The sequence below is a fragment of the Staphylococcus pasteuri genome, assembly GCF_030547725.1.
Classification (GTDB): domain Bacteria; phylum Bacillota; class Bacilli; order Staphylococcales; family Staphylococcaceae; genus Staphylococcus; species Staphylococcus pasteuri.
The window spans coordinates 1-10,857 of the sequence record NZ_JAUOQO010000017.1 but is presented as its reverse complement, the minus strand read 5'-3'; the positions used below and the strand labels follow the sequence as shown (position 1 = coordinate 10,857).

Below are 10,857 nucleotides of genomic sequence, written 5' to 3'. Positions count from 1 at the left end.
ACCATTAAAGATACTTTCCCAGTTATTAGGTTCAGAACCATCATCCTTCGGATCAGCCCAATAGTACCAATCACGTTTAGGACTATTTTTACTTGAACGAGATTCAATAAACCAAGGATGTTCGTCTGAAGTATGATTGACTACAAGATCTAAAATTAGTTTCATTCCTTTCTGATGGACCTTATCTAAGAGTTCATCAAAATCTTCCATAGTTCCAAATTCTTTCATAATGGCGTGATAATCGCTGATATCATAACCGTTGTCATCGTTAGGAGAAGCATACATTGGACTTAACCAAATAACGTCAATCCCTAATTCTTTTAAATAATCTAATTTTTGAATTACTCCACGTAAATCACCGATACCATCATTGTTAGAATCATTGAAGCTACGAGGATAAACTTGGTATGCGACAGCTTCTTTCCACCATTGTCTATCTTTAATTTCTGTCATAATTCTCGCTCCTTATCGTTTTATGTTATTACAATGACTAAAATATTAGTATGCTTTATGTTTATTTTTAGCCATTTAAAGATAGAAATAACATTTTAAAATATAATAGATCACATTTTAATGTATCAAGTTTTTGAGTTTTTGTAAACGATTACATTAAAGGCAGTTATGTTATATAATAAGTTTAGCTAATTTAGCTCGAATTATATTTAGAAAAATATCTCATTTATTTAGTATTAGATAAGAGTGAATGCTAGTATAATGACTTTTTTCTAATCAAAGTTGTATATATTGAACAAGGGGGATTCAAAAGTGACAAATATAAAAGACGTGGCTGAACTTGCAGAAGTGTCAACAGCAACAGTTTCAAGAGTATTAACAAATACCGGGAATGTATCTATAAAAAACAGAAAAAAAGTTTTAGATGCTGTAGAAAAATTAAATTATTATCCTAATAGTATTGGAAGACAGTTAAGAAAAATGGAAACTAAGACTATTTTAGTTGTAGTACCTGATATTACTAATCCTTTTTTTACAAATATGCTGAGAGGAATTGAAAGTATAGCTGGAAAGAAGGGGTATCAAATTCTTTTGGCTGATGCTCAAAAGAAGAAAGTAGATAATTATTTTAAATACCTTTATGAGAGGCAAGTAGACGGTATGATCCTATTAACATCAAAGTTAAGTTTAAGAACAATGAAAGATATTTATGATAAATACCCAATAGTGTTAGCATGTGAAACAAGCACAAGTTTAGATATCCCTACAATATCAATTAATAACGTTGAAGCGGCAGAAACAGTTACAGATTTTCTTATTAATTTAGGGCAAAAGAAAATAATACATGTTACAGGATCATTAGATAGTATTTTGGGGAAAAAGCGTTTATTAGGATTTGAAAATAAAATGAGACAGTATAATTATCCAGTTACTAAGGAAACAATTATTGAAGGGGATTTTTCTTTAGAATCAGGATATAAAATTGCAAGACACATTTTAAGTATGAAAGATAGACCAACAGCTATTTTTGCAGCTAATGATGAAATGGCCATTGGAATAATTAAAGTGTTGAGAGAACATAAGATAAATATACCGACAGATATTTCTGTTGTAGGGTTCGATAACATTAAATTAGCTGAAATCATTGAACCTGGACTTACAACCTATTCGCAACCTAATTATGAAATCGGAGAAAAAGCAATGGAGTTACTAATAGAGATTATAGATAAAAAAGTAATGGAAAGAAAAAATATAATTTTAAATGGTAAGTTAATAGAAAGAAAATCAACTATATCCAAATAAAGTGTAATCGTTTACAAAATCGCTTTCATATGCTAGTATATGTAAGTAATCGATTACATAATTAACGAAGACTGATGTGTGTAGAAAATATTATGTGAAATAACAGTCTTTAAAGTAATCTCATACTTTAAAGACTGTTATTTTTTAAGGAGATTTTAAAATGAAAGACACAGATGGTTTAGGTTATCAATACAGTAGTGAGAAAGAAAAGCCATTGTCAGAAAAATTGAGCTTGCCAATATTGAAAAAGAGCATTATTTTTGCAATGACTTTTGGTTTTTTTGGAGTAAACATGGCATTTTCTTTACAGTCAGCTATGATGGCTAGAATTTTCCAAACCTTAGGAGCGAACCCCAATAATCTTGGATGGTTCTTTATTTTACCTCCGTTAGCTGGTTTGGTTATTCAACCATTGATTGGTTATTATTCGGATCGTACATGGACAAGATTTGGTAGACGAATGCCATATTTATTAATAGCCGGTCCTATAGGAGTTATCACACTTGTATTATTACCGAATTCAGGATCACTTGGTTTTGGTTATGCATCATTGTCTGCTCTTTTATTTGGAGCAATCATGACACTTTTTATGGACTTAACTGCAAATGCTTGTATGCAACCATACAAAATGGTTATTGGTGATATGGTTCCTGAAAAACAAAGAGACATGGCTTGGTCTTGGCAACAAATTTTTTCGAATATGGGAGGGATTATAGCAACTTTACTCCCATTCTTATTAACACTTTGGGGTGTATCGAACGTAGCGCCTAAAGGTGAAGTACCTATGACAGTAAAAATTGCATATTATATTGCAGCAGTTGTTCTGTTAATTTCAACTATTTGGACAGTACGTTCTGTAAATGAATATAACCCTAAATTACATGCACAGTATCATGGAATAGAGGAAAAAAGAAATCGTAAAAATTCATTGAATTTATGGCAATTGCTTTTAAAAGCACCTAAACAATTTTGGCAAGTATCTTTGGTTCAATTCTTTACTTGGTTTGCCATTATGTATTTATGGACATATACACCTGGTGCTATTGCTAATAATGTTTGGGGTACTACAGATCCTTCATCAGTAGGATACCAAGAAGCAGGTAACTGGTATGGTGTATTAACTGGCGTACAATTTGTAGCATCTATTTTATTTGGCATAGTAGCTGCATATGCAAAACCTCATCAAAGAAAATTAGTATTAAGATTTGGTTTGCTCATGGGTGCTATAGGATTTATATCAATTTTCTTTATTCATTCACAGTGGTTATTAATTTTATCGTTCTGCTTAATTGGAATTAATAACCTTACTATGAATACACAAACATTTACATTATTAACTGAAAATACAGATGGAAAAAATGCTGGTGCTTATTTAGGATTATTTAACTGTTCAATTTGTCTCCCTCAGATTATCGCTTCTTTAGCTAGCTTTGCGTTATTCCCGTTGTTTGGTGAATCAATGCCAAACATGCTGTTGTTTGCTGGAGTAATGTTATTAGTAGCTGCGGCATGTGTAAGTTTGATTGATTCTAAGTATGAAAAACAATAATAAAATATTAAAAATGCAGATTGTCGACAAACTCTCTATGGTATTGTCGACTTTCTAAATTAACTAAGGGATATTTGAATTTAAGGTTGAATAAAGAAAAAATGAGGTTGTTTTTGAAAAAAGTTAATTTATCTATCACATTAACCATGCTCCTTACTACAGTTATGGTATTTGGAATTATTAGTTACATACTTGGAGATAGTGGAGAGGCATTTGCTATCCAACATTATGGGATACAACATGTTGAAAAATTAGTACATTTACATGAAACATTCGCCTTAGATTCGCTTATAACATATGGGTTTGCAACATTAACTCAAATAGGTAGTATGTGGTTTATAAAATATAAAAAATTATGTATAGGTGCGACAGTTGTATTGACGATTATTGGATTTGTACTACTTATTATTGCTGGTCATTTAGGTACAAGTATCACTTATGGAAAATAAAAAGGGGAATAGGTATATGAAACAAACATACTTTCACCATGTAGAACACAGTAAAGTCCAAAAACAATCTAAAGTAACATTATGGGCAACGCTATTAATCACTTTATTTTTTACAATTGTAGAATTTACAGGCGGAATATTATCTAACTCTTTAGCTTTATTGTCAGATTCCTTTCATATGTTAAGTGACGTACTTGCGCTCGGATTATCAATGCTGGCTATTTACTTTGCAAGTCGTAAACCAACAGCACGTTTTACTTATGGTTACTTACGTTTCGAAATATTAACAGCATTCTTAAATGGTTTAGCACTATCAGTAATTTCTATTGGTATTTTTTACGAGGCGATCATACGTATAGTTTATCCTAAGCAAGTTGAAAGTGGTTTAATGCTTGTCATAGCAACAATTGGTTTAATTGTAAATATTGTGTTGACGGTTATATTAATGCGTTCTTTAAAGAATGAACAAAATATCAATGTACAAAGTGCATTATGGCATTTTGTTGGAGATTTATTAAATTCAGTAGGAGTCATTTTAGCAGTTTTACTAATACATTTCACAGGTATACAATTATTCGATCCTATTTTAAGTATGGTCATTTCAATCATTATTTTTAGGGGTGGTTATAAAATTATGCGTAATGCTTGGATGATATTGATGGAAGCTGTGCCACAAGAATTACATACAGACAATGTCATAGAAGCAATAAAATCTATTCCCGACGTTATCGACGTGCATGAATTTCATTTATGGGGAATTACAACAAATCAATATTCTTTAAGTGTGCATGTTGTTCTAGATAGTAGAAGTAGTATAGATGCTTTTGTGGTTATAAATGAAATAGAAGATTTATTAAAAGAAAAATATGGAATATCACATACCACAATACAAATAGAACATTTAGATATTAATCATCTTAATGAACCTTATTTTGAAAAAGTGAAAGAAAATATAAAAAATTAATAATTTGATTGATAATCAAACAGCGGAAATGGAAATTTTAAAACAACGTAAAAAGGTTTATTACAAAAAATGTTTATCTAACACTGATAACGTCCTATTATGTAACCTAAAAATATTCTTTAAAAATTTTTAGAGAGGTTATATAGACATAACATCACTTATCGGAAGTTATCTGTAACTTACTTATTACAGATGATATAATATACAGGTCGCCTATCTCTCAGGCGTCAATTTAGACGCAGAGAGGAGGTGCATATCAGATGGTCGAAGCTCTTGTTCACATCACGACCACAGTCATCAGTGGTTGTATTGTTGCTTTATTTACGCATTGGCTACGTACACGTAACAATAAGAAAAAATAGGCGATATTAGCCAACACCTAAAAACCCCCTCACTACTCGCAATAGTGAGGGGGTTGGTGCATATAATGCACGAAGCTCTTGTTAACTAAATTATAACATTGGTTAATGGAGAAATGCAAAACTATATAAGTTGAAAATAATATTAATTTAAGTAAAGGTAGTAAAATAAGTTTTGAAAATTTAATAATGAAAGTATCTCTAAGTATATTCACATTTTGAAATTCATAATATCTTTTATGAACTTAATTATTTGTTCTCTAAATATAATGAATAATTTCAAAATATACATTATAAATAAAATCGGTGTTAGTATTATAAATAAGCTTGTGAAATCAAGTTGACTATTTATGTCCTTAGAGAATGATTTAGATACAAATTTATTAATTTCAAAACCAGATGAAATCATTATAGATATAATACTTATTATAGCCATTGTTATATCAAATTCAGTATTCAGTTTTTCGTTACTTGTATTCTTTACTACTAATATATAATGTCTAATAAAAGTAACAACTTGATAAAGAGATATAATAAAAGAGATGAATAAGATAATAAAAAGATTAATTGCAAAATATACATGTAGAGTCGATTTTATAAAAATGTAAAATAATAATACAATGTTGATTATAAAATAGAATATATTAGCTAACAAAATAAGATACTCAACAAAGAATCTGATGTATAAAAAGAATCTATGTTCTTCAAGATTAAAATACACTCTTTTTTTTGAAAAATCTATATTAAGAAATGGACCTGTGATAAACATGACTAATATACAGAGTATAAAAAATATGAATATGTACGTTAAAAATAAATTAATATCTGATATTATTGTTTGTAAAGCATCACTTTTAGTACCTTTAAGTGTGATACGTATGGCTGACAAAACTATTATACAAATAAAATATAGACTAAAAGAAAACTTTAAAGAAACATTATCATATATATATAATAGGATTTTTCTCATACACACTCTCCTAAATAGTCAAATATAGAAACTATGATAGTTTAATTATAGTAAACTTCAATATTTTTATTAACTAAGAAGTAATACACTAAATTGAAAAAGTAGATATTTAATGTCATTTAGGGTACACCCTAATCATACAGACACAGTTGTTGAATTTATAACAACTGTCACTGTACTTGGTATATAAGAATAATTTTACTTAATAAATGAGAAAGCGCAGTACACTCACTGCTTTAAGATTGGCTAATAAGATATTATTACTAATATAAAATTTGATTCTTGTTTAATTATGAATACTAGACTTATGGGTTGATTTTTAGTTTAGAAAGAGTTATTATATTTTGTGTACCGACCGGTAGGTTTAAAAAATAAAAAGTAAGTATCATACTTTCTTTTAGTAATAAGGTGGTAAGTAGTTATGTCAAAAAAACTTGAGATATTAACAATTGCCCGTGAAGTTATACATTCAAAAGGTTACAAGGCGACTTCTATTAGTGACATATTAAATGCTGCTGATATTGGAAAAGGACAATTTTACTATTACTTTTCTTCTAAGCGAGATTTAGGTTTAGCAGTGATAGATGATTTAGTTGAAGACTGGACTGAACAATTAATAAACAGTAAACTTCATAATAGTGAAAATCCTAAAGAGAATTTAAATGCTATGCTAGACTGGTCCTTTAAATATCATGATGATATGAGCTCAAAAGCTGGATGTCCTGTTGGTAATCTTGCGATTGAAATGAGTGAGCATGATGATCTTTTCAGAGAAAAGATACAAGCTTTTATCGATAAGTGGATACTTTCAATGAAAGAAAATCTCGATGGTTTGAAAGCACAAGAGTTTATAGGAAATTTAGATACAGAAAAGCATGCGCAAACTATTTTTTCAACTATCGAAGGTGCAATTATGTTGACTAAAGTGAAACAAGATGTTGAATATTTAAAAAATGTGATTGAAATTATAAGATGGCAATATAATTTAACGTGATTTATAAATCACGTTAAATTCTTATAATTACAATACCAACTGGTAGGTATATTTAGATTCTTAGATTACCACCAAATTGTGATGTTTTTATTTATGAATAGGAGGAAGTATAAATGGCTGAACAAGTGGATTTTGATGTTGCAATTATTGGTGCTGGACCAGCAGGTATGACAGCTGCTGTTTATGCATCACGTGCAAACTTAAGTACTGTAATGATTGAACGTGGTATGCCAGGTGGTCAAATGGCAAATACAGAAGAAGTTGAAAATTTCCCTGGTTTTGAAATGGTTACAGGACCAGATTTATCAACAAAAATGTTTGAACACGCGAAAAAATTTGGTGCTCAATATCAATATGGTGATATCAAGTCAGTTGAAGATAAAGGTGACTACAAAGTCATCAACCTTGGAAATAAAGAAATAACAGCACGCGCAGTGATTATTTCAACGGGTGCTGAATATAAAAAAATTGGTGTACCAGGCGAACAAGACCTTGGTGGCCGTGGTGTAAGTTATTGTGCTGTATGTGATGGTGCATTCTTTAAAGGGAAAAAATTATTCGTTATCGGCGGCGGAGATTCTGCAGTTGAAGAAGGAACATTCTTAACAAAATTTGCTGACAGTGTAACTATTGTTCATCGTAGAGACGAATTACGTGCACAGAAAATCCTACAAGATCGTGCATTTAAAAATGATAAAATCGACTTTATTTGGAGCCACACATTAAAAACAATTAATGATAAAGATGGCAAAGTAGGATCTGTAACGTTAGAATCAACAAAAGATGGTTCTGAACAAACATTAGATGCAGATGGCGTGTTCATCTATATCGGTATGAAACCATTAACAACACCATTCTTAGACTTAGGTATTACAAACGACGTAGGTTATATCGAAACAAATGAAGATATGAGCACAAAAGTACCTGGTATCTATGCAGCTGGTGATGTGCGTGATAAAGGTTTACGTCAAATCGTAACAGCTACGGGTGATGGTAGTATTGCTGCACAAAGCGCTATTGCTTATATTGAGCACTTAAATGATAACAGTGAGATACTATCTATTTAATCCTTATTTTTAAAATAAAAGACTAATTTATTGCTTTTAAATTTAGAATAAGTTATTGTATTTTATGTACCGACCGGTAGGTATTTTATATTAGGAACTATAATAATCTACCGAAGAGAAGCACAACAATTGAAAATAACCCATAAAAGGATTTAGCTTTAAAACAATTGTACCAACTAGTATGTACACGATTAAAGGAGTTTTTGAAATGTTACAAAATGATAGTTTATACAAGAGATCCGATACAAAGAGATTAGTTGAATTTACAAAACTTTCTCATGATTCTTTTAAAAGCTTTATGGAATTTGATCATCAAGTTTTATCAGAAGGTCATTTAAGTAAAAAGTTTAAAGAGGTTATCTCAATAGCAGTAGCACATACAACTGGATGTGCACATTGTATTGATCACCATGTTAAGCAGTTTAAAAAATTAGGTGGTACAAAAGAAGAAATGGCTGAATCAATTATGGTAGCAACTGCATTAAAAGCTGGTTCTGCTATGGCACATAGTGTTAATGCGCTAAATGCATATGACGAAATTGAAGATGACGAACTATATAAAGCTTCTTATTTTAAAAGGTTGAAAGAACTTGGACAATTAGATGGAGAACGTTTTAAAGCATTTATAAACTTTGATCAACAAGCAATGAAAGCAGGACTATTAACTGTTAAAGAAAAAGAATTAATTGCAATTGCAGTGGCACATACAACAGGCTGTCCATATTGCATTGATATTCATACTAAATCTGCTAAAAAAGCAAAAGTTACAAAAGAAGAAGTTGCGGAAGCAATATTAGTAGCAACGTTATTAAAAGCAGGTTCTGCAATGTCCCATGGTGTTAATGCCTTAAATGCATACGATGAATAAATAACTTACGTGGCATACCCCATTGATTATAGGAGGAAATTATAAATAACAAACAACAGTTCGAACCTTTATTCCAACCATTTAATCTAGGAAATTTGAACTTAAATATTATCAGCTAATAACAAAAATCATGAAATAAAAGAGGGAAATCTTGATGTTTATAATTTGAATGTGACTTTTAACGTAGATACTGAAATAGAAGATTTAAAAATCAAGGAATTGATGCATGATGCTTTATCAATTTCTGTAGTAGGAAATACTATACAAAGTAAAGTTCAAATAAACCCTGAGTATAAACGTAAGTAGAGTTAGTAATTGAAAATGAGAACTAACTGAATTCAATTAAAAGGAGATTTAAAAGATATGGCAACAATAACAGTAACTGAAAAAACATTTAATAAAACAATTGAAAAAGGCGTAACACTTGTAGACTTTTGGGCAACTTGGTGTCCGCCTTGTCAAATGCAATCACCTGTATTAGAAGAACTAAGTGATGAGTTGGAAGGTAAAGTAATAATTGGAAAAGTAGATGTCGATGAAGAAAAAGCTTTGGCTGCTAAATACCAAATTCAGAGTATACCAACACTATTAATCTTTAAAGATGGTGAGTTAGTTAACACTTTAATTGGTTTTAATCCTAAACCAAATTTAGAAAATGTATTAACTAAATATTTGTAGTTAATTTTAAATTGGAGGAAATTGATAATACAAAAATAACTTTAGAAGGAGCTGTATAAGGATGGAAAAAGTGATGAGTTATAATGACTTATTGTACAAAATAGATAGAAACGATAAGCTACTATTATATGTAATGTCTGAAAATTGTAGTGTTTGTCATGCTGATTTTCCTAAAGTAGAGGCATTAGATAAAAAGTATAATTTAAACAGTTTGAACATTATGGTTAATGAGATACCAGAAGCAGCTGGTCAATTATCACTATTTACAGCTCCAGTTGTTATTTTATTTTATAAAAATAAAGAAATACATCGACAAGCAAGAATTATTGATTTTGAAGAATTAGAGTATCGTATTAAACAATTAAATGAAATTGAAAATTAGTACATGTCAAAATGCTCTCCTAAATTCTTTGGGAGAGCATTTATATCATCGATGATTACCGAAAGATATTGTCATGCACAATAATCAATATGAGCCTTTCAGTGTTGAGGATATTGAGGAATATGATGAAAAAATGCAATCATATTATAAAAATAGACCAATCAAAGCACCATTTTCAACACGAACAGTCAAGGGATAGAGTGAGCATATCAATGAGCACTTAGCTAGAAGCTATGATCCTAATATGCTTGATTATTTAAATAATCAAGGATATATAAAAAAATAATTTGTATAAAAGAGTGTACAGAAAATAACCATTTTCTGTACACTCTATTTTTGTTTCTATATATAGCTAGTATACATATTTTAGTGTTCAATAACCCAACACAAAATCTATGTTCATAAATATGGTTAGAATTAAGTTATGGTACAATGAAGATACATATAGGAGGTTCGTATTTTGAAAATAGGTTATGCAAGAGTTTCAACTGGTTTGCAAAATTTGAATTTGCAGGAAGATCGATTAAATCAATATGGTTGTGAAAAAATATTTAGCGATCACATAAGTGGAGCAAAAAGTAAACGTCCTGGTTTAGATAGAGCCATTGAATTTGCGAGGTCAGGAGATACGATTGTTGTTTGGAGACTAGATAGACTAGGACGTAACATGGCTGATTTAATCACATTAGTTAATGAACTTAATAATCGAGGCGTGAGTTTTCATAGTTTAGAAGAAAATATAACAATGGATAAATCAAGTTCTACAGGACAATTGTTATTTCATTTATTCGCAGCATTTGCAGAGTTTGAACGTAATTTAAT

The 10,857-nt window shown here is 30.2% G+C and carries 14 protein-coding genes; 13 read left to right on the top strand and 1 reads right to left on the bottom strand.

The genetic code is table 11. The features are described 5' to 3' along the window. Positions 1–453 (bottom strand): alpha-amylase family glycosyl hydrolase (locus Q4528_RS12365; protein ID WP_303521767.1); only part of this gene is annotated, 453 nt, incomplete at its 3' end. A 312-nt stretch (positions 454–765) separates the two neighbouring features. Between Q4528_RS12365 and Q4528_RS12360 the strand changes: the two genes are divergently transcribed. From Q4528_RS12360 to Q4528_RS12300, 13 genes are all read left to right on the top strand, one after another. Next, positions 766–1,755 (top strand): LacI family DNA-binding transcriptional regulator, encoded by a 990-nt coding sequence (locus Q4528_RS12360; RefSeq protein WP_303521766.1) that lies wholly within the window; start codon positions 766–768, stop codon positions 1,753–1,755. 160 nt (positions 1,756–1,915) lie between these two features. Beyond that, positions 1,916–3,304, top strand: coding sequence for an SLC45 family MFS transporter (locus Q4528_RS12355; RefSeq protein ID WP_398573742.1), 1,389 nt, complete (start codon positions 1,916–1,918; stop codon positions 3,302–3,304). 113 nt (positions 3,305–3,417) lie between these two features. Beyond that, positions 3,418–3,753 (top strand): hypothetical protein, encoded by a 336-nt coding sequence (locus tag Q4528_RS12350; RefSeq protein WP_225307068.1) that lies wholly within the window; start codon positions 3,418–3,420, stop codon positions 3,751–3,753. Beyond that, on the top strand, positions 3,743–4,717 hold the full coding sequence (locus Q4528_RS12345; RefSeq protein WP_398573741.1) for a cation diffusion facilitator family transporter: 975 nt from the start codon (positions 3,743–3,745) through the stop codon (positions 4,715–4,717). The genes Q4528_RS12350 and Q4528_RS12345 overlap by 11 nt, the downstream gene beginning before the upstream one ends. Before the next feature lie 260 nt (positions 4,718–4,977). After that, positions 4,978–5,079, top strand: coding sequence for a type I toxin-antitoxin system Fst family toxin (locus Q4528_RS12340; protein ID WP_000228874.1), 102 nt, complete (start codon positions 4,978–4,980; stop codon positions 5,077–5,079). Between the two features lie 347 nt (positions 5,080–5,426). Then, entirely contained in the window at positions 5,427–5,573 is a 147-nt protein-coding gene (locus Q4528_RS12335; RefSeq protein ID WP_303521764.1) for a hypothetical protein, read from the top strand. 894 nt (positions 5,574–6,467) lie between these two features. Continuing rightward, positions 6,468–7,040, top strand: coding sequence for a TetR/AcrR family transcriptional regulator (locus tag Q4528_RS12330; protein ID WP_046467586.1), 573 nt, complete (start codon positions 6,468–6,470; stop codon positions 7,038–7,040). A gap of 113 nt (positions 7,041–7,153) precedes the next feature. Next, entirely contained in the window at positions 7,154–8,107 is a 954-nt protein-coding gene (gene trxB, locus Q4528_RS12325) for a thioredoxin-disulfide reductase (protein WP_058714291.1), read from the top strand. Between the two features lie 208 nt (positions 8,108–8,315). Then, a complete protein-coding gene (locus Q4528_RS12320; protein WP_058714290.1) occupies positions 8,316–8,975 on the top strand; it encodes a carboxymuconolactone decarboxylase family protein in 660 nt (219 codons plus the stop codon). A 363-nt stretch (positions 8,976–9,338) separates the two neighbouring features. Continuing rightward, entirely contained in the window at positions 9,339–9,653 is a 315-nt protein-coding gene (gene trxA, locus Q4528_RS12315) for a thioredoxin (RefSeq protein WP_011152946.1), read from the top strand. 61 nt (positions 9,654–9,714) lie between these two features. After that, on the top strand, positions 9,715–10,035 hold the full coding sequence (locus Q4528_RS12310; protein ID WP_046467573.1) for a thioredoxin family protein: 321 nt from the start codon (positions 9,715–9,717) through the stop codon (positions 10,033–10,035). Positions 10,036–10,102: 67 nt separating this feature from the next. Then, positions 10,103–10,234 (top strand): hypothetical protein, encoded by a 132-nt coding sequence (locus tag Q4528_RS12305; RefSeq protein WP_487250931.1) that lies wholly within the window; start codon positions 10,103–10,105, stop codon positions 10,232–10,234. Positions 10,235–10,495: 261 nt separating this feature from the next. Beyond that, positions 10,496–10,857: recombinase family protein (locus Q4528_RS12300; RefSeq protein WP_303521763.1), on the top strand; the 362-nt coding region annotated here is incomplete at its 3' end.